23 protein-coding genes and 1 pseudogene are annotated in these 23748 nt (G+C 72.2%); 12 read left to right on the top strand and 12 right to left on the bottom strand.

The genetic code is table 11. The features are described from left to right. The first annotated feature begins 281 nt into the window (after positions 1 to 281). The 4 genes from F4554_RS03275 (at position 282) to F4554_RS03290 (ending at position 4220) form a co-directional block, all read left to right on the top strand. Entirely contained in the window at positions 282 to 1055 is a 774-nt protein-coding gene (locus F4554_RS03275; RefSeq protein ID WP_179785995.1) for a sigma 54 modulation/S30EA ribosomal C-terminal domain-containing protein, read from the top strand. 68 nt (positions 1056 to 1123) lie between these two features. Continuing rightward, the gene (locus F4554_RS03280) at positions 1124 to 1546 is read left to right on the top strand and encodes a CBS domain-containing protein (RefSeq protein WP_179785996.1); all 423 of its coding nucleotides are present in this window, start codon (positions 1124 to 1126) and stop codon (positions 1544 to 1546) included. 20 nt (positions 1547 to 1566) lie between these two features. After that, a complete protein-coding gene (locus F4554_RS33445) occupies positions 1567 to 3144 on the top strand; it encodes an AAA family ATPase (protein WP_202889124.1) in 1578 nt (525 codons plus the stop codon). A 77-nt stretch (positions 3145 to 3221) separates the two neighbouring features. After that, positions 3222 to 4220 (top strand): sigma-70 family RNA polymerase sigma factor, encoded by a 999-nt coding sequence (locus F4554_RS03290; protein WP_179785997.1) that lies wholly within the window; start codon positions 3222 to 3224, stop codon positions 4218 to 4220. A gap of 71 nt (positions 4221 to 4291) precedes the next feature. Here the strand turns inward: F4554_RS03290 and F4554_RS03295 are convergent, their stop codons facing one another. Then, complete coding sequence (locus F4554_RS03295) at positions 4292 to 4750, bottom strand: DoxX family protein (protein WP_202889125.1); 459 nt, start codon at positions 4748 to 4750, stop codon at positions 4292 to 4294. A gap of 102 nt (positions 4751 to 4852) precedes the next feature. Between F4554_RS03295 and F4554_RS03300 the strand changes: the two genes are divergently transcribed. Further along, positions 4853 to 5056 (top strand): hypothetical protein, encoded by a 204-nt coding sequence (locus tag F4554_RS03300; protein WP_179785999.1) that lies wholly within the window; start codon positions 4853 to 4855, stop codon positions 5054 to 5056. 31 nt (positions 5057 to 5087) lie between these two features. Next, on the top strand, positions 5088 to 5567 hold the full coding sequence (locus F4554_RS03305) for an STAS domain-containing protein (protein WP_202889126.1): 480 nt from the start codon (positions 5088 to 5090) through the stop codon (positions 5565 to 5567). Here the strand turns inward: F4554_RS03305 and F4554_RS03310 are convergent. Next, positions 5478 to 6494: a sigma-70 family RNA polymerase sigma factor gene (locus tag F4554_RS03310; RefSeq protein WP_179786000.1), complete on the bottom strand. Its 1017-nt coding sequence runs from the start codon at positions 6492 to 6494 to the stop codon at positions 5478 to 5480. The genes F4554_RS03305 and F4554_RS03310 overlap by 90 nt on opposite strands. A 590-nt stretch (positions 6495 to 7084) precedes the next feature. Here F4554_RS03310 and F4554_RS03315 point away from each other — a divergent pair. From F4554_RS03315 to F4554_RS03325, 3 genes are all read left to right on the top strand, one after another. Further along, positions 7085 to 7768: a putative N-acetylmannosamine-6-phosphate 2-epimerase gene (locus F4554_RS03315; protein WP_179786001.1), complete on the top strand. Its 684-nt coding sequence runs from the start codon at positions 7085 to 7087 to the stop codon at positions 7766 to 7768. 87 nt (positions 7769 to 7855) lie between these two features. Further along, positions 7856 to 9529 (top strand): DUF4127 family protein, encoded by a 1674-nt coding sequence (locus tag F4554_RS03320; protein ID WP_179786002.1) that lies wholly within the window; start codon positions 7856 to 7858, stop codon positions 9527 to 9529. An 85-nt stretch (positions 9530 to 9614) separates the two neighbouring features. Further along, positions 9615 to 10643, top strand: coding sequence for an N-acetylglucosamine kinase (locus F4554_RS03325; RefSeq protein WP_179786003.1), 1029 nt, complete (start codon positions 9615 to 9617; stop codon positions 10641 to 10643). 66 nt (positions 10644 to 10709) lie between these two features. Here the strand turns inward: F4554_RS03325 and F4554_RS33450 are convergent, their stop codons facing one another. The 6 genes from F4554_RS33450 to F4554_RS03355 form a co-directional block, all read right to left on the bottom strand. Next, the gene (locus F4554_RS33450; protein WP_202889127.1) at positions 10710 to 11465 is read right to left on the bottom strand and encodes a UTRA domain-containing protein; all 756 of its coding nucleotides are present in this window, start codon (positions 11463 to 11465) and stop codon (positions 10710 to 10712) included. A gap of 46 nt (positions 11466 to 11511) precedes the next feature. Continuing rightward, positions 11512 to 11709, bottom strand: coding sequence for a hypothetical protein (locus F4554_RS03335; RefSeq protein ID WP_179786004.1), 198 nt, complete (start codon positions 11707 to 11709; stop codon positions 11512 to 11514). A gap of 138 nt (positions 11710 to 11847) precedes the next feature. Next, complete coding sequence (locus F4554_RS03340) at positions 11848 to 12315, bottom strand: carboxymuconolactone decarboxylase family protein (protein ID WP_179786005.1); 468 nt, start codon at positions 12313 to 12315, stop codon at positions 11848 to 11850. Next, positions 12312 to 13199: an RNA polymerase sigma factor SigJ gene (gene sigJ / locus F4554_RS03345; RefSeq protein ID WP_179786006.1), complete on the bottom strand. Its 888-nt coding sequence runs from the start codon at positions 13197 to 13199 to the stop codon at positions 12312 to 12314. Before sigJ ends, F4554_RS03340 begins: the two co-directional genes overlap by 4 nt. Before the next feature lies 1 nt (position 13200). Beyond that, a complete protein-coding gene (locus tag F4554_RS03350; protein WP_179786007.1) occupies positions 13201 to 13821 on the bottom strand; it encodes a GNAT family N-acetyltransferase in 621 nt (206 codons plus the stop codon). Continuing rightward, positions 13818 to 15440 carry a serine hydrolase gene (locus tag F4554_RS03355; RefSeq protein WP_179786008.1) on the bottom strand — a complete coding sequence of 541 codons (1623 nt, stop codon included), beginning with the start codon at positions 15438 to 15440 and terminating at the stop codon, positions 13818 to 13820. The genes F4554_RS03350 and F4554_RS03355 overlap by 4 nt, the downstream gene beginning before the upstream one ends. 157 nt (positions 15441 to 15597) lie before the next feature. On the opposite strand from F4554_RS03355, the gene F4554_RS03360 reads away from it, so the two are divergent. The 3 genes from F4554_RS03360 (at position 15598) to F4554_RS03370 (ending at position 18465) form a co-directional block, all read left to right on the top strand. Then, entirely contained in the window at positions 15598 to 16278 is a 681-nt protein-coding gene (locus F4554_RS03360; RefSeq protein ID WP_179786009.1) for a class I SAM-dependent methyltransferase, read from the top strand. Next, positions 16278 to 17441 (top strand): cytochrome P450, encoded by a 1164-nt coding sequence (locus tag F4554_RS03365; RefSeq protein WP_238341210.1) that lies wholly within the window; start codon positions 16278 to 16280, stop codon positions 17439 to 17441. Before F4554_RS03360 ends, F4554_RS03365 begins: the two co-directional genes overlap by 1 nt. A gap of 73 nt (positions 17442 to 17514) precedes the next feature. Beyond that, positions 17515 to 18465, top strand: coding sequence for an MIP family channel protein (locus F4554_RS03370; protein WP_179786010.1), 951 nt, complete (start codon positions 17515 to 17517; stop codon positions 18463 to 18465). On the opposite strand, the gene F4554_RS03375 is transcribed toward F4554_RS03370, so the two are convergent. From F4554_RS03375 to fdh, 4 genes and pseudogenes are all read right to left on the bottom strand, one after another. Beyond that, positions 18460 to 19131 carry a nucleoside/nucleotide kinase family protein gene (locus F4554_RS03375; RefSeq protein WP_179786011.1) on the bottom strand — a complete coding sequence of 224 codons (672 nt, stop codon included), beginning with the start codon at positions 19129 to 19131 and terminating at the stop codon, positions 18460 to 18462. The genes F4554_RS03370 and F4554_RS03375 overlap by 6 nt on opposite strands. Continuing rightward, positions 19131 to 20093, bottom strand: coding sequence for an NrfD/PsrC family molybdoenzyme membrane anchor subunit (gene nrfD, locus F4554_RS03380; protein WP_179786012.1), 963 nt, complete (start codon positions 20091 to 20093; stop codon positions 19131 to 19133). The genes F4554_RS03375 and nrfD overlap by 1 nt, the downstream gene beginning before the upstream one ends. Continuing rightward, positions 20090 to 21040 carry a 4Fe-4S dicluster domain-containing protein gene (locus F4554_RS03385; protein ID WP_179786013.1) on the bottom strand — a complete coding sequence of 317 codons (951 nt, stop codon included), beginning with the start codon at positions 21038 to 21040 and terminating at the stop codon, positions 20090 to 20092. Before F4554_RS03385 ends, nrfD begins: the two co-directional genes overlap by 4 nt. Continuing rightward, positions 21040 to 23745: pseudogene (fdh, locus tag F4554_RS03390) on the bottom strand (formate dehydrogenase); the annotation flags it as partial. The gene F4554_RS03385 and the pseudogene fdh, both read right to left, overlap by 1 nt. Positions 23746 to 23748 lie beyond the last annotated feature (3 nt).

Raw genomic sequence — 23748 nt, forward strand, 5'->3', positions numbered from 1 at the left:
TGACCGGGGATCGAGTTCGATCCAATGCCCGTGCGGCGGGAAATCACAGTGGCGAAAGTCCGTCGGCCAGCCGCTGACATGCGGTCGCGAGCCCGTGCCGAGCCCGCCGGGTTGGGGCGGTTGATCCTGGGTGACCTTCGTCCCTGGCCTGTGACGTGCAGAGCGGCGAGCGTGCTGGTGGGGGCCGAAGACGAGGGGCCGGTGCGTCGCGGGGGAGTGCCGGGGTGCGTCGCGGGGAGTGCCGGGGCAGGCCGGATCGGACGCGAGCCTGAGGGGGACCGATGGCCAGATCAGCACACAGGTCGACGGCGGCACCGGGAGCTGTGGAGGGTACGCCGGTCGAGCTGACCGTCCGGGGCGAGGTGCCCGAGGAGGCCGCCGCGTACGCCGTCCGCAAGGTCGAGAGTGTCCTGGAGGCCACCCGTGCGCGTGCTCTGTACGCGCATGTCGTGGTCGTCGTCTCCCAGAACCCTGCGCAGGACCAGCCGGTTCGGATCGAGGTGGGCCTGGACGTCGACGGCGTACCCGTACGGGCGGTGGTCAGCGGACACGACGCCCTCGAGGCCGCCGACCTGATGAAGGACCGGTTGCGCCGCCGGCTGGTACGGCTACGGGACCGGGAACGTACCCGTCACCGCTGGACCGGCGAGACGTCCGAGCACGAGTGGCGGCACGGAGACCAGCCCCGTCGCCAGGAGCCGCACTTCCCGCGCCCGGTCGAGGAACGGACCGTCGTACGCCGGAAGACGTTCGCGCTGGTGCCGCTGACGGCGGAGGAGGCGGTGTACGAGATGGACGTCCTCGACCACGACTTCTACCTGTACACGGACCGGGAGACCGGACGGGACTCCGTGACCGTACGGGGCGGGGTGCGGGGAGGGGTGGACATGGAGCCGCCGGGCGCGGAGCCGCCGACCCTGAGTGAGGCGGCCGCACGGGAACGGCTGGATGCGGGTGGTGAGCCGTTCGTCTTCTACCTGGACCCCGGGAGTGGGCGTGGCCGGGTCATGTACTGGCGTTACGACGGCCACTACGGCCTGATCAGCGCGGAATGACGGCGGAACGAAGAAGGAGCCGTACGAACAAGCTGTACGAACAAGCTGTACGAACAAGGAGGTTCGAGATGACGACCGCACGGGAAATCATGCACGCCGGAGTGGAATGTGTCGGCGAACATGAGAACCTGCAGAACGCCGCCCGCCGGATGCGCCAGCAGAACGTGGGCGCGCTGCCGATCTGCGGTGACGACGACCGGCTGCACGGAATCATCACCGACCGGGACATCGTGGTGAAGTGCGTGGCGGCCGGCGGCGACCCCGCGCTGATGACGGCAGGTGAGCTGGCGCAGGGATCGACGTTCACGGTGAGCGCCGACGACGACATCGAGAGCGTCCTCCGGTTGATGGAGGAACACCGGATCCGCCGGTTGCCGGTGATCGAGAACCATCGGCTGGTCGGCATGATCAGCGAGGTGGACCTCGGCCGCCATCTGAGCGAGGACCAGGTGAGTCACTTCGTCGAGGTCGTCTCGGCCGCAAAGACCTGAGCGAGATCCTGGGCGGAGCAGTGGACGGCGAAGGTACCGCCGACTTCTCCTCCGCCGCGCTGGCCGAGAGCCATTCCGCGGTGGTGGTGTTCGTCGGCGACCGGGCTTACAAGGTGAAGAAACCGGTCGACCTCGGATTCCTCGACTTCACCACGGTGCGGGCCCGGGAGGAGGCGTGCCGCCGGGAGCTGGAGCTCAACCGGCGGCTCGCGCCGGACGTCTACCTCGGCGTTCGGCACGTCGTCGACGACGCGGGCGACACCCGGGACTGGGTGCTCGTCATGCGCCGCATGCCGTCCGCGCGCCGGTTGTCGACGCTGGTCGAGGCAGGCGTGGACGTACGCCGGGACCTGCGGGAACTCGCCCGGCTGCTGGCCGCCTTCCACGCCCGCGCTCCGCGTGACGCGAAGGTGGCGGCCGCCGGCCGGCCCGCCGCGCTGCTGCGCCGGTGGCGGGACAACCTGGCCGGGACCGAACCGTTCGTGGGCGGGGTACTGGATCCCGCGACGGTGGCCGAGATCGACCGGCTCGTCCAACGGTACGTCGGCGGGCGGGGTGCGCTGCTGGACTCGCGGGCGCGCGCGGGGCTCGTCGTCGACGGGCATGGTGACCTGCTGGCCGACGACGTGTTCTGCCTGCCGGACGGGCCGCGGGTGCTGGACTGCCTGGAGTTCGACGACTCTTTGCGGTACGTGGACGGGGTCGACGACGCGGCCTTCCTCGCGATGGACCTGGAACGCCTGGGCGCGCCCGACCTGGCCGAGAGCTTCCTCGGCTGGTACGGCGAGTTCACCGGTGGGCTGCCGGTGGCGTCCCTGGTCCACCACTACGTGGCGTACCGGGCGTTCGTCCGGGCGAAGGTGGCCTGCCTGCGGTACCGGCAGGGGATGGCGCCGGCTCAGGCGACGGCACGGCAGTTGGCCGCCCTGGCCCTCGACCACCTACGGGCGGGGGAGGTGCGGCTGGTGCTGGTGGGCGGCCTGCCGGGTACCGGCAAGTCGACCGTCGCCGGCGCGCTCGCGGACCGGCTTGGTGCCGTCGTACTGCGTACCGACCAGATCCGCCGCGAGATCCGCCGGGAGGGCCGCGGCGAGATCCACCCTGAGCAGCCGAGCCCGCGGCTGCCCGCTCCACGCGGGGAGAGTGGTGGTGTCCGGGGGGAGAGCGGCTACGGACGTGGGCGGTACACGCCGGCGCGGGTGCACGCCGCGTACCGGGAACTGCTCACCCGCGCACGTCGGCTGCTCGCTCGGGGCGATTCGGTCGTTCTCGACGCCACCTGGAAGGACGCCGCCGAACGCGACGCGGCGAGACGGCTCGCCAGGGACACCTCCAGCACGCTGACGGAGGTCCGGTGTGTGGCGCCGGCCGACATCGGTGAGCGGCGGATCCGTGCGCGGGTGCGTGACCTGTCCGAGGCGACGGTGGAGGTGGCGCGGCGAATGGAACGTACGTACGCGCCGTGGCCGCAGGCCGTGGAGATCGACTGCGCGGGCCGCCCCGAGGACGCGCTGGCGGCTGCCTGGGCCGCGGTTCGCGACCCGACGCAGACAGGCTTGTCGGTGGGGTCGCCTACGGTTTCCCCACCGACGACGTGAGGTCGACGACAGGCCGGTGACGTGAGGTCGGACCTGAGGTCGGACCTGAGGTCGGTGACGTGAGGGGAGCATCCCGGATGACCAGTTCCGTGGCGACGAGTGACCAGCGCGGTGAGCTGGGCGCACTGCTCGACCGGCACCGGGTCGAGCTGACCGGCTACTGCTACCGCATGCTCGGCTCGGCGTTCGAGGCTGAGGACGCCGTGCAGGAGACCATGCTGCGGGCCTGGCGCTACTACGACCGGTACGACGGGCGGGCCTCGCTGCGCTCGTGGCTCTACCGCATCGCGACCAACGTGAGTCTCGACGCGCTCGAGGGCCGGAAGCGACGGGCCCGGCCGATGGATCTCGGGCCGGCGCAGACGGCGGACAACTTCGCTCTCGGCGAGCCGCTCCCGGACGCTGTGTGGGTGCAACCCGTGCTTGACGGGCAGGTGCTGCCGGCCTCGGGCGACCCGGCCGAGGTGGCCGTGGCCCGCGAGTCGATCCGGCTGGCGTTCGTGGCCGCGTTGCAGCATCTGCCTCCTCGCCAGCGCGCCGTGCTGATCCTGCGGGAGGTGCTGCGCTGGCGGGCGAGTGAGGTCGCGGAGCTCCTCGGCACCAGCGTGGCCTCGGTCAACAGCGCCCTGCAGCGTGCCCGGGCCACGCTGGAGGCGAGCGACGTGACCTCCGCCGACTCTGTGCAGACGGTGCGGATGGACGACGAGGAGCTGCAGAAGCTGCTGGCCCGTTACGTCGACGCGTTCGAACGCTACGACATGGACGCGCTGGTGGCCCTGCTGCACGAGGACGCCACCCTGTCCATGCCGCCGTACGCCCTGTGGGTGCACGGTCCGGCGGAGATCGCCACCTGGATGAGCGGCCCCGGCATCGGGTGCGCGGGTTCCCTGCTGGTCCCGGTCGGGGTCAACGGGTCACCAGCGTTCGGTCAGTACCGTCGCGACCCCGCCGGTGGGCACGTCGCGTTCGCGCTCCAGGTGATCGAGATCGCCGATGGTGCGGTGACCGCGATCAACGCGTTCCTGGACACCGAGAAGATGTTCCCGTTCGCCGGCCTGCCCCTGCGCCGGGACTGAGCTTCGCACCGAACCGGCGAGCCGGCTCAGCGGCCCGGCTCTGCGGCGCCGCCGCCGGTGAACTCCCTGGCTCAGCGGCGGCGCAGGCGACCGAAGAGTTCGGTGGTGCGACCTCGGCGGCCCCAGGCGACGAAGCCGACGACCACCGCGACGATCACCGGAGTGGCGGCGTTCTTGCCGTCCATGACAGTGAGCTGGGTGATGAACGCGCCCACCATCAGGCCGATGAACGCGAGCCCGGCCAGACCGGCGAGCAGCGGGACGAGGAGGGCGATCGCGCCGGCGAGTTCGAGGATGCCGACGAGGTACATGAACCAGTCACCGAAGCCGATCTTGTCGAAGACGACCGTCGCGGACGGGTGGGCGACGAGCTTCGGTGCCGCGCTCACCAGGAAGAAGGCGGCTGTGAGTGCCTGAACCACCCACAGCGTGACGTTCATCCGGCGGCCAGGTCGGTGGCCGGCTCGTACCGCGGAGGGCGTGGGGTTGCTCGCTGTCGTGCTCGCTGGGTTGTTCGCTGTCGCGCTCACTGTCGTCTCCAGGTTCGTCTTCTGCCGCCCGTGCCGGGTGCTCCGGTCACGCGGGGATCTCCACGGGCTTTGACGACCGCGCCCCGGCGAACTCATCGGTACGTGCGGACGAACTTCGGAGCAGGCCGGGCGGAGCAGCGAGGGGAGGTGGCGAGGCGGGAGGAGGAGCAGCGAGGCGGGGAGGCGTGGCGAGGCCGGGGGAGCAGCGAGGCGGGGAGGCGTGACGAGGCGGGGGAGGCGCAGCGGGCGCCGCGGATCAGCGGGGCCGAACAGCCGGGCGGAGCGGTGCGGATCCGGGCTCGGTGACCGATGAGTTGTGCACGGTTCGCGGGTCGAAGTGATCGTGAATGACCGGTGGGGAACACGAGGGCGAACCGGCGAGGACAGGCAGGCGGCACCGGACGCGGATTCGGACGGTGCGCTGTTCATCTTCCTGGAGGGGCCGATCGAGCGCTCGGAGATTCCGGACCTGTGCGCGCGTTTCGCGGAGATGGTGGGTGAGCGACCCGGTGGGCGCGTCATCTGCGACGTCGCCGGGCTCACCGAATCGGACGCGGTCGCGGTGGAGGCGTTGGCGCGGCTGCAGTTGACGGCGCGCCGGCTCGGCTGCCGCCTGTGGCTGCGGCACGCCGGCCGCGGGTTACGACAACTGATCGAGCTGGTCGGGCTGGCCGACGTGGTGCCGACGTTGCCGGCAGGCGCTCCCACCCAACGGTGTGAGGACGGGTCAGGGATCGAGGCGGGGCGGCAGTCCGAACAGCGGGAACCACCGGTCGGTGTCGAGGAAGTTGTTCAGCCCGACGATCCGGCCCCCTGAGATCTCGATGACCTGCAGCGCCCACGGCTCGTGGCCACCGCCGGCGGCCGGGCGGTACTGACCGAAGGCGGGCGAGCCGTTGGCGACGGTCGGCAGGAGCCGCGAGCCCCGGCAGCCGCAGCCCGTGCCGAGCATCCACGCCTGGATCTCCGCGTGTCCCCGCAGCCACAGGTCGTACGGCGGCATCGACAGCGTGGCGTCCTCGCGCAGCAGCGTGGTGAGGGACTCCAGGTCGTACCGCTCGAACGCGTCGACATACCGCTTGAGCAGGTCGCGTTGCTCCTCGCTCAGCGGCGCGTAGACGTCGGACTCGGTGACGTTGGCGGCCGCCAACGTGGCGCGGGCGCGCTGGAGGGCGCTGTTGACGGACGCGACCGTGGTGCCGAGCAGTTCGGCGACCTCGTTCGCATGCCATTGCAGCACCTCGCGCAGGATCAGCACGGCTCGCTGGCGAGGAGGCAGGTGCTGCAACGCGGACACGAACGCGAGCCGGACCGTCTCCCGGCGGGCGGCCACCTCGGCGGGGTCGGCGTCCTCGGGCACCACTCGCCCGTCGGGGATCGGCTCCAGCCAGGTCACCTCGGGCAGCGCACCCGGAAGCGGTGCGGACGCGGTGGAGGCGGCCTGAAGGTCCATCGGCCGGGCCCGGCGGTTGCGGCCGTTCAGCAGGTCGAGGCAGACGTTGGTGGCGATGCGGTAGAGCCAGGACCGGAAGGCCGCCCGGCCCTCGAAGCGATCGAACGCGCGCCACGCCCGGACCAGCGTCTCCTGCACGGCGTCCTCGGCCTCGAACCCCGAGCCGAGCATCCGGTAGCAGTAGCCGGTCAGCTCCGTCCGGTGGCGCGCGAGGCTTGCCTCCAGCTCGGCGGCGTTTCGGGGCACCTCGCGCACGTCGGTCGCGGTCACGCCGGTCGCTGCTTCGGTCATCGGAACCTACTCCTGTCGATCAGCGCCACCTCGGGCGTCGATCAGCGGCCTCGATCCGCGCCGGCACCGGCCCTGGGCGGCGACGCGAACGTCCGGGCATCGTAACGGCCGGATCCGACAGAGTGCACCCACTTGAGCCCGCTGATCCCGAATACCGGCGACGAAGTGACGCTGCGCAGTCGTAGAGGGACTGTGCAGACGTGAAGGGAGCTGTGCGGTCGTGAAGGAGCTGTGCGGTCGTGGAGGGAGCTGTGCGGTCGTGGAGAGAATGAGCCGGGTGGAGCGTTGTTCGGTACGACGTCCACGGACTCCCGCAAAGGTCCGGATCAATTGCCGGTCCCAGTTGCCGGCCAGCCAAGGAGAAGAAGCCCTCGCCGTTGAGCTCGACGACCGCTTCCACATGGTCCTGACGTTCCGTGTCGCGCACGGGCTCACCGGGGATCTGGCTGGACTGGCGGCGTCAGTCGGGCAGACATTGGTACTGTCCTTTGTCTCGACTCTTGATCGTGCCCAGACCGAGCGGACGACGAGCCGAGCGGACGACGAGTGAACGGAGTGCGGATGGCGACCAGCCCGAGAGGAGTTCGGCGGTGAGCGCGGCGGTGCAGGCCCTCGAGGGCGGACTCGTGGTGTCGTGTCAGGCGGGTGCCGGGCATCCGCTGGCCGACCCGGAGGTCATCGCGCGGCTCGCGGCCTGCGCGGAAGCCGGTGGGGCGGTCGGCGTACGCGTCGAGTCGGCCGAGGACGTGCGCGCGGTACGGCGCCGGATCGGGCTGCCCATCATCGCCATCCGCAAGGTCGACGTGGGTGCGCATCGCCCGTTCATCACGCCGACGCTGGCCGACTGCGCCGCGCTCGCCGAGGCGGGTGCCGACATCATCGCCCTGGAGGCGGTTCCGGACAACCGCGCCCAGGCCGACGAGGCGGGCGACCTGATCCGGGCCGTGCGCGAACAGCTCGGCCGCCCGGTGATGGCCGACGTCGCCACCCTGGAGGAGGGCCTGGCCGCGTGGTCGGCAGGAGCGGACCTGGTGGGTACCACCCTGTCCGGCTACACCCTCGCCTCGGCGTCCCGCATCGGTCCCGACCTCGCACTGCTGGCCGACCTCGCGAGCCACGGCGTGCGCGCCGTCCTCGAAGGCCGGGTGGACCGGCCCGAGCAGGTCCGGGCGGCGTTCGGGGCGGGGGCGTGGACGGTGGTGGTGGGTACGGCGATCACCGACCCGATCTCGCTGACCCGCCGGTACGCCGCCGGTGTGCCGCGCAAGCTGTGACCGGTGTGTTGCGCAGGCAAGCTGTGACCGGTGCGCCTCCCAGTCTGTGAAGAGTGTGAGTTCGACCAACCCTGGAAGGGATTTCCCGTGCGTATCGCGTTGTTGCCCCTGGACGAACGACCTGTCAACGCGACCTTGCCCGCGCACATCGCGGCGATCGCGGGAGTGGAGGTACTCACTCCGCCGGCGGAGTTGCTGCCGCGGATGCGTACGCCCGGACGGGCCGACGAGCTGGCCGGCTGGCTGGCCGAGGTGGCCGCAGAGGTCGACGCGCTCGTGGTGTCGCTGGACATGCTGGGGTACGGCGGGCTGATCGGTTCGCGGACGACGCAGGACGCTGCCTCCGCCGTGGTGCAGCGGCTGGCGATCCTGGAGAACATTCGGCCACGCTTCCCCCGGCTGCCGATCACCGCGGTGACGACGGTGATGCGCGCGTCGCGTTCGTACAGCCCCGCCGAGGAGCCGGAGTACTGGTCCCAGCACGGTGTCGAGCTGCACGACCTTGGCGGTGCGCTGCACCGGGAGTTCCTCGGCGAGCCGCACGAACGTGAGCGGCTGGCCGCGACGGTGCCGACCGACGTACAGGCCGACTTCTGGCTGCGGCGGCTGCGCAACCACACGGTCGACCTGTTCACCCTCGGCCTGGCCGGGCGGGGAACGCTGGACACGCTGCTGGTGACCGCCGACGACACCGCACCGCGGGCGGCGGGTTCGCTGGAACAGGTCTGGCTGCGGCACTGGGTGTCGGCGACCGGGCTGGACACCCGGGTGCTGATGTATCCGGGCGCGGACGAGGTGGGGTCGGTGCTCGTGGCGCGTGCCCTGGCCGACGGTGCGGCTGGTGAGCTGCACGAGCGGGTCGAGCAGGTCGAGCAGCGCGAACAGGACGGAGCGGTGCGGATCGCCGTGGAGTTCCGCGAGGAGGGCGGCGCGGACCGGATCGCGCCGTACGAGAACGTCCCCATCGCCGCCGGGGTCGCCCGGCAGATCGCCGCCGCCGGCGCCGAGGTGGTGCCGGCTGAGCCGACCGATGTGGAGTCGAGCCGTGCGGAGTCGAGCCGTGGGGAGTCGGGCCGTGGGGAGTCGGGCCGTGCGGAGTCGAGCCGTGCGGAGTCGACTGGTGGGAAGCCGATGGGCGGGGAGGCAGGCGAAGCGGACGCGGTGATCGTGGTGCACGCGCCGGACCCGCACCGCGGCGACTGGGCACGTCGTGGCGAGGCCACCGACCGGGCAGTCGTGGAGGCGGTCGTGGACCGGGTGGCCGAGCTGGTCGAGGTGGGCCACAGCGTGGGTGTGGCCGACGTCCGGTACGTCAACGGCGCCGACCCCGCCCTGGTCCGCGCACTCGCCGACCGCGGTGTGCTGGACCGGATCCGGGCGTACGGCGGCTGGAACACCGCCGGCAACACGGTCGGCTCGGTGGTCGCGGCACTGGTCGCGCACGTCGTCGGGCACCGTCGCGGCGGCGTCGACGAGATCGCGGAGAGCCGGTTGCGCTGGCATCGGATCGTCGAGGACTACGCGTACCAGGCGGTGGTCCGCGGCGAGCTGGCGCAGGAGCAGCCGTACGGTGACCACATGTCCGTGCCCTTCCCCGACCCGGCCGACGTCGAGAGCTACCTGGAACGCTGCGCGAAGCGGCTGCCGGAGGTTGCCGAGGAGCTGGGTGGGGCCGACGCGCGCCGCTGGCTGATCAGTTCGCCGCGGCTGCCGTGGGGGCGCACCTTCGAGATCGACTTCGACCTGGTGCCGCGGGCATGAGGGGCCCGGGCACGAGGATCCTGGGCATGAGGGGCTTGGACGTGACGGGCCTGGACGTGCGGGGCCTGGACGTGAGGTTCACGGCGTGAGGATCGCGGCGGTCGACGGAGGGCAGACCGGCCTGCGCCTGCGGGTGGTCGGGTCGGACGGAAGTACGGCGACGGCGACGGCGGGCGGGTTCGACTACGACGCGGGTGACCCGGCGGCGACCGTACTCGCGCTGGTGGAGCAGGCCTGGGCCCGGCTGCCCGCGGCGCAGCGAAAGCCGGTCGACCGGGTCGGCATGGGCCTGACCGGGGACCACCGCCCCGAGGAGGTGCGCCGGATCGAGGCGGGGGTCGCGGACCTGCTGGGAGCGGCCGAGGAACAGGGCGCGGGACAGGGCGCGGGACAGGGCGCAGGACGGGTCGGGGGACGAGTCGAGGTACGCATTGCCCACGACGCGGTGACCGCGCATCTCGGCGCGCTCGGCGGGGCGCCCGGCGTGGTCGTGGTGGCGGGTACCGGCGTGGTGGCGCTGGCGAGGACGGGTGCCACGGGTGCCACGGGCACGGCTGCCACAGGTGCCACCGTGCGGGTGGACGGCTGGGGTCACCTGCTCGGTGACGAGGGCGGCGGTTTCGCGGTGGGCCGGCACGGGCTGCGGGCCGCACTCGCCGCGTACGACGGCAGAGGGCCACGGACCGAACTCGTCGCCGCGGCGGTGGACCGGTTCGGTCCGCTGGACGGGCTGCCGCGCCGGCTCTACGGGACGGGCGGCACGGTGGCCGACGTGGCGGGGTTCAGCCGGCAGGTCGCCGAGGCGGCCCGCGCGGGCGACCCGGTGGCGGTGGAGATCTGGCGCGACGGCGTGACCGCGTTGGTGGGTACGACCCGTGCGGCCGTGGCGCGCTACCTGGAGCTGGCCGCCGAGCCCGGCACGGCGGCGGGCACGGCACCGGGCACGGTGGCCGATCCGGTGGCGGTGTCGTGGGCGGGCGGGCTCATGGGAGTGACGGATCTGGTACGGGAGCCGTGGCAGCGGAGGGTCGCGGCCGAGCTTCCGCAGGCGCGGGTGGTCGACCCCGCAGGCGAAGGCCTGGACGGTGCCGTCCTGCTCGCCGCCGGCGACTGAGCGACCAGCCGACGGCGCTGAGCACGCGACGGCGTGCAGACCAGGAGCCAGGGAACCAGGCGGGAGTTACTGGCGGCGGAGCGTCTGTTCCAGGCTGTACCGGTCGCCGCGGTACAGCGACCTGGCCAGCTCGACCGCGCGCCCGCGTACGTCGTAGGTGACGCGTTCCACCAGCAGGGCGGGGGTCAGCGCGGGTACCTCCAGCAGCGCGGCCTGCTCGCGGTCGACGACGGTGGCGCGTACCTCCTGCTCGGCCCGGTCGAGGGTGATCCGGTAGCGGTTGAGCAGCGTCTCGTACAGCGAACCCTCCACCGGCGAGTCCAGCAGGTCCGGAACGAGACCGGCGACCAGCCAGACGTCCTCCAGGCACATCGGCACCGAGTTGGCCAGCCGGAGCCGGACCAGGTGGACGAGCGGCTCGCCGGGGCTCACCCCGAGGCGCCAGCCCTCCCGGGCGCCTGCGACGGTCTGCTCGGCGCGCAACAGCTGCGCCCCCGGCGCGAGGCCCCGGGTGCGCATGTCGTCGCTGAACGAGGACAGGAGTTCGCGTTTGCGGATGGCGGGTTCGGCGACGTAGGTGCCCGAACCCTGGATGCGGTAGACCACGCCCTCGCCGACGAGTTGCTCGACGGCTCGGCGTACGGTCAACCGGCTCACCCCGAGGTCGGCGCACAACTGGCGCTCGGTGGGCAGCCGCTCGTGCGGCTCGAGCCGGTCGCGGATCAGGCCGAGCAGGTGCGCGCGGACCGTGGCGTACTTGGCGACGGTGCCGCCGCTGGACTCCGCATCCGCCACGCCGATCGCCTCCCTGGCCGCGGGCACGCGCGCAGGGACCTCGCCTGCAGGGTCGCTGCCCGCAGGACACACCCTAGGAGGAAGGCTGCGGCAGCTCGCACTTCACCTTGGGGTTGGCGCCCACGTAGTTGAGCGGCCCGGCGACCACGGTCACGGCGATGGTGCCGGCCTTGGCGCAGCTCTGGTCGGAGCCTGCGAGGTAGCCCCGTTGGGCGACGGCGACGACTCCGATGAGCAGCCAGATGGCGATGATGACCCCGACGATCTTCATGTGCTGTGCTCCTGTCCCGGGCGGGCGCAGGGGCCCGCGACGCCGACGAGTGGTTGATGATCGCACGTCGCGAGCCCTACCGCTGAAACGCCTGCCGAACGCCCGACCGGGAGGGATCAGGTCGGACCGGGGATCGGATCAGCTAGCGGCGGCGGTGCGCAGCGCCCCGGCGGGGGTACGGGTGATCGCCATGATCCGGTTCCAGGCGTTGCTGTGGGAGATCGCGAAGATCAGCCCGGCGAGCTCGGCCTCGCCGAAGTGGCGGGTCGCCTCGTCCCACACGGCGTCGGGGACGGTCTCCCCGCGGTCGGCGAGCCGGGTGGCCTCCTCGGTCAGCGCCAGCGCGGCGCGTTCGGCATCGGTGAAGAACGGCGCGTGCCGCCAGGTCCCCACCGACCACAGCCGTTCGTCGGTCTCGCCGGCCTCCTTCGCCTGGTGCAGGTGCATGTCGAGGCAGAAGCTGCAGCCGTTGATCTGGCCGGCGCGGATCTTGACCAGCTCGAAGACGGCCGGCGGCAGGCCACTCTCCCGTACGTACCTCTCCACCTGCCGCATGGCGCGGACGGCCTCGCCGGCGTGCTCCATGATGTCGATCCGGCGCTTCATCTGATGCTCCTCAGCTTCTCGGGATTGCGGACGATGTGGAGCTCGGTGATCCGGCCGCCGGCGACCGTCAGCCCGACGACGCTGTCCAGCCGCCCGGCGCGGTAGCGCAGCAGGCCGGGCAGGCCGTTGACGAGCGCGTGCCGTTGCTGCGCCGGCCCGAGACTGCGAGCCGTACGGACCAGGAAGCGGGCCACCTTCTCCGCGCCCACGACCGGCCGCCGGGCCGCGAGCACCTGGCCGCCGCCGTCGGTACGAAGGACGACGTCGGGGTCGAGCAGCTCGACGAGTGCCGCCAGGTCCATGCCGTCGCAGGCGCGCGCGAACGCGGTCACCGCGCTGCGGTGCGCCTCCGCGTCCACCTCGAACCTCGGCGCGCGGGCGGCCACGTGCTTCCTGGCCCGGGCGGCGAGTTGCCGGCAGGCGGCCGGTTTACGCCCGACGGCCCGGGCCACCTCGGTGAACTCCAGGCCGAACACGTCGTGCAGCACGAACGCCGTGCGCTCGGCCGGGCTCAGCGACTCCAGGACGACCAGCATGGCCAGGCTCATCGACTCGTCCAGGGTCACCCGGTCGGCCGGGTCCCCGGTCACCAGCGGCTCCGGCAGCCACGGGCCGACGTACTTCTCCCGCCGCCTGCGGGCGGAACGAAGCGCGTCCACCCCCAGGCGGGACACGGTGACCACCAGCCAGCCGGTGAGGTCCCTGATCCTGTCGATCTCGTCGGGGTCGATACGGCTCAGCCGCAGCCAGGCGTCCTGCACCACGTCCTCGGCCTCGTCCAGACTGCCGAGCAGGCTGTACGCGACGCCGAGCAGGCGCGGCCGCAGGGCGGTGAACTCGGCCGCGAGACCCTCGGCCGCCGGAACGGAGGTGTCGTACTCCACGTCAGGAGGACGAGCCGGCCTCCGTCGGTGTGACACCGGGCGCGGTCGGCCAAGCCTCGGTGGACTCGGCGGGGTCGGTGGACTCGGCGGGGTCGAGGAACTTCGACATCCACACGTCGTCGACGTACTCGCCGTCGATCAGGAACGCCGCCCGCAGGCTGCCCTCGACCACGAACCCGTGCTGCTCGTACAACCGGCGCGCTGTCGTGTTGGTGCCGAACACCCGCAGGCTGAGCTTGCGCGCGCCGCGGCCGCGGGCGTACGCCTGTGCCGCGACCAGGAGCGCTGAGCCGACTCCCTGCCCGCGGGCGGCCGGTGCCACCGCGAACCCGTAGATCCCGAGGACGTGCGCACCCTCCGGAAACGGCACCATCGGGGTGATCCGGACGTATCCGGCCAGTGAACCGTTCGACACCGCCACCAGGTGCAGGTCGGGAGTGTTGTGGTCGTCGAAGAACGACGTGCGGGTTTCGCCTTGCAGGGAAGGGAAACCGGACGTCGAGTTCCAGGACGCGCCGTCGATGGCGAGCAGGGCGGCGTCGTCCTCCGCGCGGGCCCGCCGGACGGTGAGGCGGGTGGAGTGGTTCTGCACCGCGCCAGCCTGCCACGCGACGTCGTTCATGGTGCCTCCGGTGTGGGTGCGGACCTGGGCGGTGGAGAGGAGGTGGGGGAGGAAGTGGGCGGAGACGACGGGGCCGGAGGTGACGTACGGATCAGGGCCGCCACGCGGACCGCGAGCAGAGCGAGGCCGGTGACCGCCGCCACTCCGAGCCACAGGTGCACCGTCACCATCGACCAGAACAGCTGCTCCCGGGTGAACACCCGCCCGGCGAACGTGCCCACCAGCCAGGGCAGTCCGGCCAGCAGCACCGTGGGGACCAGCAGCCAGACCATGCCGGGGACCACCCGCCACAGCGACCGCGTCCGGCGCCGCCGCGCCCAGGCCCGGGCGCGCAGGATCTCCCAGCATCGGACCAGCAGGGTGAGCACGGTGAGCGCCGCCAGGACGTACTCGACCAGTCGCGTCGGCGGTTGCACCGGCGCCGGCTCGCGCCCCTCGAGCTGGGCGAGTACGCCCTCGGTGATCGCGTGGTAGGGCACGAGTCCGTTGTAGGTGTTGAACATCAGCGCTACGCCGTAGCCGGTGCCGGGGACCAGCGCCTGCTCGGCGTAGTAGGTCGACAGGACGCCGTTGTGGGTGAGCCGGGGCTGTCCGTCCTCGGGCCGCTCGGCCATCCAGCCCATGGCGTACGAGGTGTCCAGGTCGGCCCGTCTGGTCGGTGGGGTGTGCTCGGTGGCCAGGCTCGGTGCGGAGACGATCTGCCGTCCGGCGTACCGGCCCTGGGAGTTCTGCATCGCCAGCCAGTGACCGAGGTCGGCGGCGGTGGACACCACCGCGCCGTCGCCGCCGAGGAAGCCGTCGAGCTCGGGCCGCGCGACCGTGCGGGTGAAGGCGAGTGCGTACCCGCGGGACAGGCGCGGCGCGGTCGACGGGATCAACTTGGTGTACGCCAGCAGGGTGTCGTTCATCCGCAGGGGTGCGAACACGTTGTCCCGCAGGTAGGTCGCGAACGGCTTCCCGCCCACCACCTCGACCACCCGGGCGGCCACGTCGTAGTTGGCGTTGAAGTAGTGGAACCGCGTCCCCGGCGAGCTGACCAGCTTCGCGGCGCGCAGGCTCGTGACCCGTTCGGCCAGGCTGTGTGGCGCCGGCACTGTCTGCTCGGGGAAGCCCTGGTCGCTCAGGCCGCTGGTGTGGTTGAGGAGCTGACGGACGGTGATCCGGGCGCCGCGGGGATCGTCGCCCGCGAAGTTCGGGAGGTACGTGCGGACCGGGGCGTCCAGCCGGACCCGGCCGGCGTCGACCAGTTGCAGGACGGCCGTCGCGGTGAACGACTTGCTCACCGAACCGAGCCGGAACTGCGTGCGCGGGGTGACCGGCACACCGGCCGAGGTGTGCCCGAAGCCGCGCACGTGCACGACGTCCGGCCCGTGGGTGACGACCAGGGCGGCGCCGGGGATGGCCTGTGCGGCCAGTTCGTCGCTCACGAACCGGTCGATCGCGGCGAAGTCGGGCGAGGACGCGGGCGTTGCCGACGTTGCCGACGTTGCCGACGTTGCCGACGCGGGACGGGAGGTGGCCCCGGCGACGGCGACGAGCGCGGCGAGGGTGAGCAGCGCCGCGAGGATCGCGAGGGCCGCGGACACGAACACCGCGCGGGTGCGTGCGGTACGCCGCACTGGTCGCTCCCTCCCCCTCGGCGAGAACCGGACGATCGGGATCCTATGTGCCGAGCTGTCGCGCGACCCCGACATTTCCGTACGTTCCCTCGCAGGGACCGGCCATGATCTCTCGCGGGGGTTACGACGGACGGTGACTGCGCCATAGTGGACAGCGATGGGGGCGCGACCGAAGTGGTGGCAGCGGCGGACCGTGCGACTGGGCCGGCATCCGCTGTTCGCTCGGGTGTACGCACGCCTGGCGCCGGCGATGGACCGTGCCGGGCTGGCCGACCGCCGCCACCGGCTGCTCGCCGGGCTGACCGGCCGGGTGGTCGAGATCGGTTCCGGCAGCGGCCTGAACTTCGCTCACTACCCGGCCGAGGTCGCCGGGGTGCTCGCGGTCGAGCCGGAGCCGAGCATGCTCAGGTACGCCGTCCGTAACGCCGCCCACGCGCCGGTGCCGGTGGCGCTGGTGGACGGCACCGCCGAGAAGGTGCCCGGCGCGGACGGGGCCTTCGACGCGGCCGTCGTCTCGCTGGTGCTGTGCTCCGTACCCGACCAGCAGGCCGCCCTGGCGGAGCTGCGCCGGGTGATCCGCCCGGGCGGCCAGCTCCGCTTCCTCGAACACGTCCGCGCCGACAGCCGTGGCCTGCGCGGCCTGCAACGCGTACTCGACAAGACGGTGTGGCCGGCTCTGGTCGGCGGCTGCCACCTGTCCCGCGACACCCTCGCCGGCATCGAGGCGGCCGGGTTCGCCGTGAACCACCTGGAACGGTTCCGGTTTCCCGACGGGCCGCTGCCCTCGCCCACCAGCCCGCACATCCTCGGCACCGCCACCCGAACCGGAGGCCCGTGATGAGCCCGACGACCCCGACGAGCCCGATGTCCCCCGACGTGCGCAAGGTGACCACCCCCGCAGGTGACCCGGCCTGGCTGGTCACCGGCTACGACACCGTGAAGCGGCTGCTCGCCGACCCGCGTCTCGGCCGTTCGCACCCCGAGCCCGACCGGGCGGCCCGCTTCTCCGACGCGCAGATCCTCGGCCGCCCCGAGGAGGCCCGTCCCGACGAGGTGGCCGAGCACCGGCAGCTGCGCCGGCTGCTGGCGAAGTCGTTCTCGGCCCGCCGGCTCGCGTTGCTGCGGCCGCGGGTCGAGGCCGTGGTAGCCGAACTCCTCGACGACCTCGCGGCCCGCCCGCAGCCGGCCGACTTCCACGACGCGATCTCGTTTCCCCTGCCCGCGCTGGTGATCTGCGAACTGCTCGGCGTTCCGTACGAGGACCGGGAGGACTTCCGGCGCTGGTCCGACGACGTCGGCGACATGAGCGACGGGCAGCGTTCCGCGGCCGGGATGGCCGCCCTGCACGCGTACATGCGCGAGTTGGTCGAACGTCGCCGGGCCGAACCGGCCGAGGACGTCATCACCGACCTGGTGACCGCGCAGGTGGACGGCCGGCCGGCGTACGACTCCGACAGCGCCGCACAGCTCGGCGCCGGGCTGCTGTTCGCCGGGCACGAGACGACGGTGACCGCGATCGACTCCGGCGTCGTCCTGCTGCTCACCCACCCCGAGCAGGTCGCCGAACTGGAACGCGGGCCCGAGGCCGTGTCCCGGGTGGTGGAGGAGATCCTGCGCTTCGGGCTGCCGAATCCGGGTGCGGAGCAGGAGGGTGCGGCCGGCCTGCCGCGCTACGCCAACGCCGACATCGAGGTGGGCGACACCACGATCGCGGCCGGCGACCTGGTGGTGCTGGACCTGCGCGACGCCAACCAGGACACCGTGCGGTTCCCCGAGCCCGCGGACTTCGACGCACGGCGGACCGACAACCCGCACGTGACGTTCGGCCACGGACCGCGGTTCTGCGTGGGCGCGCCGCTGGCCCGGATCGAGCTGACGGCGCTGTTCGAGACGCTGTTCACGCGGTTCCCGATGCTGCGGCTGGCCGTACCGCCGGACCGGCTGCGGCCACGCAGCCATCTGCTCACCGGCGGCTGGGCCGAGCTTCCGGTCCGTTGGTGACCCAAATGGGAGGTTAAGTACCTCCCTGTGAGGCAAGACAGGGGAAGGAGGTCCACGGGGAAAGGGGCGAGGCGTGAGCGAGGAGATCCCCGCGTTGCGGCGGGGTCCGCACGGACTGAAACGCATCGGCGGTACGTGGGGAGAAATCCTCGCCGAGTTCCTGGGCACCTTCATCCTCATCATGTTCGGTGACGGCGCGGTCGCGATGGCGGTCGCCGGCCTGCCCGGGTCGGGGCGTACCGCCACGTCGGTCACGTCGTTCGTCGGCGTCGGCGACTGGCTGCTGATCGTCTTCGGCTGGGCGTTCGCGGTGATGTTCGCCGTGTACGTCGCGGGCGGGATCAGCGGCGCGCACGTCAACCCCGCGGTGACGCTGGCGTTCGCCGTACGCCGGCAGTTCCCGTGGAACAAGGTCGGCCCCTACATCGGGGCGCAGGTGGCCGGAGCCTTCGCCGGGGCCGCCGTGGTCTACGCGGTGTACCAGTCGGCCATCAACGCCTACAACGCGGCGGCCCAGACGCCGAAGAGCTCCGGCCACGCGCTGCCGACGTTCTCCATCTTCGCCACCTTCCCCGCGCCGTACTTCCACGGCAGCTGGGTCGGTCCGTTCATCGACCAGGTGGTCGGCACCGCGCTGCTCCTACTGCTGATCGTGGCGGTCATCGACAAGCGCAACCTGGCGCCCGCGGGCAACATGGGCCCGCTGGTCACCGGTCTGGTGGTGGGCGCGGTCGGCCTGTCGTTCGGCGCGAACGCGGGGTACGCCATCAACCCCGCTCGCGACTTCGGCCCGCGCTTCTTCGCCTGGATCGCCGGCTGGGGTGAGGTGGCCTTACCGGGTTCGATACCGGGGGCGTTCAGCTGGTACTTCTGGATACCCATCGTCGGGCCGTTCGTCGGCGGCGTGATCGGCGTGATCGTGTACGACTACTTCATCGGCGACGTCCTCGCGGCGCGGCGGGCGGAGGCGGAGCCCCGCCCGGCCGGGCGGGCCGGCGAGGGCTCGGCCGAAGTGGATTCATGACCCCTCGACCACGGCAGGGCGTTCGGGATTGTCCAGGCGAACCACGACCTGTGCCGCCTGCGCCGGTACGGCCTCCGCGGCGTACCGGTCGTAAGCGGGCAGGGTCCACCGATCGTCGCCGGGCGTCTGCCGGGCAAGCGCGGCCGGCGACAGTTCCAGGTGCACGGCGAAGTCGATCGGCAGCCAGCGGCCGAGCAGCAGCGAGCCGCTGAGCACCAGCACCCCGCCGGGCGGGACGGTCACGTAGCCGGCGCGGTGCGCCCGGTCGGTCCGCGCGTTCCAGAGCGCGGGCAGCACCCGGCCGGTGCCGCCGGGGTCGAGGGGTTCGAGCACCTCGCGGATCAGGCCGGCGTCGTCCAGCCAGTCCTCGTACAACACGTCCGGGTCCTCCCGGCCGCGTTCCAGGCGAAGGGACGCCGGGCGCAGGTAGTCCTCCGCCCGAACCCGCAGCACGGCCCGGCCGCGTTCGCGCAGTGGTTCGGTCAGCGCGTCCGCCCACCGGTCGGGGTGGGTCGCCGGTGCGCCGTCGATCGCCACCCGGATCCAGGTGGCAGTGCCGGTGCCAGGGTCGTTGTCGTCGCCGTTGGCGGGGCCGATCGGCAGGTTCGCGATCGTGTCCGCGAGTTCGGTGACCAGCAGGTCGGGGCTGACCGCACGGACCCGCATCACCGCGGCGGGGAGCCGGAGCCGCCCGTCTGGGTGGCTTGGCGTTCGCGCTGCGGCACCACGACGTACTTCGGGTCGGCCGCGGACGCCCGTCCGGCGTAGAACACGCCGAACCGCGTGCACACCCCGCCGGCGAGCAGCGAGACGCCGGCCGCTGCGGACAGCAGTCGGCTGTTCCGGTCGGACACCAGGCGGCTGCGCCGGCCGGCCAGAGCCAGCCCCGCGCCGACACCGGTGAGGATCCGCCCGGCGGACATCAGCCTGCGCGGGCGGCCGGTGCGATACGGCTCGCCGACGATCCCGCCGGTGCGTTCGATCCGGGTGGCGGCGGCGAGTTCGATCCCGGCGCCGAGCACCGCCATCCGGCGGGCCGGTTCCAGCTCCGCCGGCGGCGCGGCCAGCAACGCGGCGCCGGCCCCGCTGGCCAGCGCGCTTCCGCCGAACACGAACGGCAGTTCGCGGTGGTATTCGTGCCAGGCCGGGATCGCGGTGTCGGCCAGCAGCACCGCGGTGTAGGTGGACAGCGCCGGCCCGAGCACACCCGAGGCGAGCCCCGCCGCGCGTCCCCACGCCGGCAGCACCCCGGTCATGGTGGACACCGCCGCGGCGGCGGCCGTACCGGAGAACGGCGCCAGGATCCACGACCCCACCGACAGCGGCGAGGTCGGCTTGAACACCCGCAGCATGTTCAGGAACCGGGTCGGCCGGTGCAGGTCGTGCACCAGCGCGGCCACGCTGGCGGTCGACCCGAGCGCGGCGGCGTAGCGTCCGGTGCGGGCCAGCCCGTCCTGCCCCGTGAGGTCGGCGACCGCCGCCATCGTCGCCGACGCCCCGGCCATGCCACCGAGGAAGAGATAGAGGGGTACGTCGGGCACCTTCCAGGTCGGCTCCTTGAGGATGGGCCGCCCGTAGTAGGACCGGAACTCCGCCTTCGGAACCTGGAGTTCTTCGCGGGTCCTCACCGCCGCCTCCCCAGGAACGACGCCGCGACCGCGACCGCGACGGTGGCCGCCGCGAGGCCCGCCTGGCGCCACATCGCCGGCAGGTCGCGGGTGGTCACCACCGGGTCCGGCGGCAGGCCGTACACCTCCGGCTCGTCCAGCAGCAGGAAGAACGCGCCGTCGCCGCCCACGCCGTCGTCGGGGTCCGCGCCGTACAGCCGGGCGGTGTCCACCCCGGCCTCCTGCAGCGTCGTCACCCGCTCGCGGGCTCGTTCCCACAACTCGTCCAGCGGTCCGAACTGGATCGACTGCGTCGGGCACGCCTTCGCGCACGCCGGCTCCAGCCCGTCGCCGAGCCGGTCGTAGCACATCGTGCACTTGAACGCGCCGCCGTTGTCGGGGCGGATGTCGATGACGCCGTACGGGCAGGCCGAGACGCAGTAGCCGCAGCCGTTGCACACGCCGTCCTGCACGACCACGGTGCCGAACTCGGTCCGGAAGAGAGCGCCGGTCGGGCAGACGTCCAGGCAGGCCGCGTGCGTGCAGTGCTTGCAGACATCGCTGGACATCAGCCAGCGCAGGGCGCCCGCGTCGTCGCCGGTGGAGCCGTCGCCGGTGCCGCCGTCCTCGCCGACGGTGCGGGCGGTGGCCGGGTCGAGCTGGGCCGGCGTACCGACTGCGGGCATTCCGAGGTCGACCGTGGGACGTCGCGCCGGCGCCTCCTGCTCGACGAACGCGACGTGCCGCCAGGTGCTCGCCCCGAGCGCGCCGGTGTTGTCGTAGGAGTGGCCGAGGAAGTTCAGGCCGTCCTCGGGCAGGGCGTTCCACTCCTTGCAGGCGACCTCGCAGGCCTTGCAGCCGATGCACACCGAAGTGTCGGTGAAGAAGCCCACCCGCGGCGGATGGTCCTCCGGGTGGCCCGCGTCGGCGGCCGGGTCGGCGAGGGGTCCCGCCAGGCGGTTGGTCATCAGGTCGCCTCTCCTGTCGGGGTGTCGGCTCCCGTCGGGGTGTCGGCCGGCAGGCCGGCCCGCAGCTGGTAGCGGTCCATCATGGCCAGCAGTCCGCGCCCGCGGGGCCTGCGGCCCGGCTGGATGTCACAGGTTGCGGCCTTCGCCTCCTGGATGTGCACGTTGGGGTCGAGCACGATCGAGAGGAGCTCGTTGGCCGCGTCGCCGGTGCTCAGCCCGTTCGGGCCCCAGTGGTACGGCAGCCCGACCTGGTGGACGATGCGCTTCCGTATTCTGATCGGCTTCATCCGCGCGGTGACCAGCACCCGCGCCTCGATCGCCGTCCGCGCGGAGACGATGGTCGCCCAGCCGAGGTGGGTGAGGCCCCGCTCCTTCGCCAGCTCCGGCGACACCTCGCAGAAGAACTCCGGCTGCAGCTCGGACAGGTAGGGCAGGGTGCGGCTCATCCCGCCGGCGGTGTGGTGCTCGGTGAGCCGGTACGTCGTGAAGACGTACGGGAAAACCGCCGAGCCGGGCTCGTTCTCGCCCGAGCCGTAGCGGTTGTACCGGCGCGGGTAGCGCTGCCGGACGGGGTTGGCCTGCTGGGCGTACAACGGGTTCTCGACCGGGGACTCCTCCGGCTCGTAGTGCGCCGGCAGCGGGCCGTCGGTGAGGCCGGACGGTGCGAACAGCCACGCCTTGCCGTCGGCCTGCATGATGAACGGGTCGGTCCCGGCCAGGGCGTCCTGGGCGCGGGCGCCCTCCGGCGGGACGTAGTCGGGCCGCTTCGTGGGTTCGAAGTCGGGCACGTCCTCACCGGTCCAGCGTTCCTGCTCGGCGTCCCACCAGACGTACTTCTTGCGTTCGCTCCACGGCCGTCCCTCGGGGTCGGCGGAGGCGCGGTTGTAGAGGATCCGGCGGTTGGCCGGCCACGCCCACGCCCACTGCGGCGCGACCAGGCTCTGCTCCTGGCCGGGCCTGCGGTCCGCGGCGTGGTTGTGCTCTCCGGCGTAGACGCCGCAGTAGATCCAGCACCCGCAGGCGGTGGAGCCGTCGTCGGCGAGTTCGGTGTACGCCGAGAGCGCGCCGTCCGGCCCGACGCCGTTGATCTCCCGCAGGACGGCCTCGGCCGACGGATCCGCGGTCGGGCCCTCGGTGGGGTAGTCCCAGGTCAGGTCCAGCAGCGGACGGTCGCGCTCGTCGGTCGAGTCGGCCAGCCTGGCGCGCAGCAACCGGCCGAGGTGGTAGTAGAACCACAGGTCGCTGCGTGCGTCGTCGGGCGGCTCGACGGCCTTGTGGTGCCACTGCAGCAGCCGCTGGGTGTTGGTGAAGCTGCCGTCCTTCTCGGTGTGTGTGGCGGCCGGGAAGAAGAAGACCTCGGTGCCGATCTCCTCGGTGGACAGCTCACCGGTCTCGATCTCCGGCCCGTCCTTCCAGAACGTCGCGCTCTCGATCAGCTGGAGGTCGCGGACCACCAGCCAGTCGAGGTTGGCCAGGCCGAGCCGCTGCAGCTTGGCGTTGGCCGAGCCGACCGCGGGGTTCTCCCCGGCGAGGAAGTAGCCCTTGCACTCCCCGGCGATCTGCGCCATCACCGTCTGGTAGGTGCCGTGGTCGCCGCTGATGCGGGGCAGGTAGTCGAAGCAGAAGTCGTTCTCCGGCTGGGCCGCGTCGCCCCACCAGGCCTTCAGCAGGCTGACGGTGTAGCTGCGCATGTGGCCCCAGAAACCGGTCTGTCCCGCGTCGGCGGCGACGTAGGAGTCGAGGCTCAGGTGCCGGTGCGCGTGCGGCATCGGCAGGTAGCCGGGCAGCAGGTTGAACAGCGTCGGGATGTCGGTGGACCCCTGGATGCTGGCGTGGCCCCGCAGCGCCATGATGCCACCGCCCGGCCGGCCTATGTTGCCCAGCAGTGCCTGCAGGATCGAGGCGGTGCGGATGTACTGCACCCCGACGGTGTGCTGCGTCCACCCCACGGAGTAGACGAGCGCGGTGGTGCGCTCTCGGCCGGAGTTCTCCGTCACCGCCCGGGCGACGTCGAGGAACTGCTCGACCGGGATGCCGCAGGTCTCCTCCACGACCTCCGGGGTGTAGCGGGCGAAGTGCCGTTTGAGCACCTGGAAGACGCACCGCTCGTGTTGGAGGGTGGGATCCATCTTCGGCTTGGCACGCAGAGCCGCGCCGCCACTGCCGTACGCCTCGGCGAGCGCCGCCGCGCGGTGTCGCCGGTCGGCGTCCCCGGCGTCCGCCTCGACGTCGAACGCCCGGTCGCGCTGTCCCGCGGCCGGAGCCGTCTCCACACCCTCGTACATCCAGGAGTGGCTGTCGTAGTGGCTGTTGGAGGGGTCGTAGCCGGAGAACAGCCCGTCGAGGTCCTCGGTGTCGCGGAAGTCCTCGCGCAGGATCGCGCCCGCGTTGGTGTAGGCGGCGACGTACTCCCTGAACTCCAGGCCGTTGCTCAGCACGTGGTTGATCAGCCCGCCGAGGAACGCGATGTCCGACCCGGCCCGCAGCGCCACGTGCGTGTCGGCGACCGCGCTCGTACGGGTGAACCGCGGGTCGACGTGGATGACCCGCGCGCCCTTGGCCTTCGCCTCCATCACCCACTGGAACCCGACCGGATGGCACTCGGCCATGTTCGAGCCCTCGATGAGGATGCAGTCAGCGTTGCTCAGGTCCTGCTGGAACGTCGTGGCGCCGCCGCGACCGAAACTGGCTCCCAGACCGGGAACGGT

The sequence above is a fragment of the Actinopolymorpha rutila genome, assembly GCF_013407855.1.
In the GTDB taxonomy this organism is placed as follows: domain Bacteria; phylum Actinomycetota; class Actinomycetes; order Propionibacteriales; family Actinopolymorphaceae; genus Actinopolymorpha; species Actinopolymorpha rutila.

Coding starts and splice junctions, on each gene's coding strand:
- F4554_RS03275 (WP_179785995.1), top strand. CDS start 282: ATGGCCAGATCAGCACACAGGTCGACGGCGGCACCGGGAGCTGTGGAG.
- F4554_RS03280 (WP_179785996.1), top strand. CDS start 1,124: ATGACGACCGCACGGGAAATCATGCACGCCGGAGTGGAATGTGTCGGC.
- F4554_RS03290 (WP_179785997.1), top strand. CDS start 3,222: ATGACCAGTTCCGTGGCGACGAGTGACCAGCGCGGTGAGCTGGGCGCA.
- F4554_RS03310 (WP_179786000.1), bottom strand. CDS start 6,494: ATGACCGAAGCAGCGACCGGCGTGACCGCGACCGACGTGCGCGAGGTG.
- F4554_RS03335 (WP_179786004.1), bottom strand. CDS start 11,709: ATGAAGATCGTCGGGGTCATCATCGCCATCTGGCTGCTCATCGGAGTC.
- F4554_RS03340 (WP_179786005.1), bottom strand. CDS start 12,315: ATGAAGCGCCGGATCGACATCATGGAGCACGCCGGCGAGGCCGTCCGC.
- F4554_RS03350 (WP_179786007.1), bottom strand. CDS start 13,821: ATGAACGACGTCGCGTGGCAGGCTGGCGCGGTGCAGAACCACTCCACC.
- F4554_RS03360 (WP_179786009.1), top strand. CDS start 15,598: ATGGGGGCGCGACCGAAGTGGTGGCAGCGGCGGACCGTGCGACTGGGC.
- F4554_RS03365 (WP_238341210.1), top strand. CDS start 16,278: ATGAGCCCGACGACCCCGACGAGCCCGATGTCCCCCGACGTGCGCAAG.
- F4554_RS03375 (WP_179786011.1), bottom strand. CDS start 19,131: ATGCGGGTCCGTGCGGTCAGCCCCGACCTGCTGGTCACCGAACTCGCG.
- F4554_RS03385 (WP_179786013.1), bottom strand. CDS start 21,040: ATGACCAACCGCCTGGCGGGACCCCTCGCCGACCCGGCCGCCGACGCG.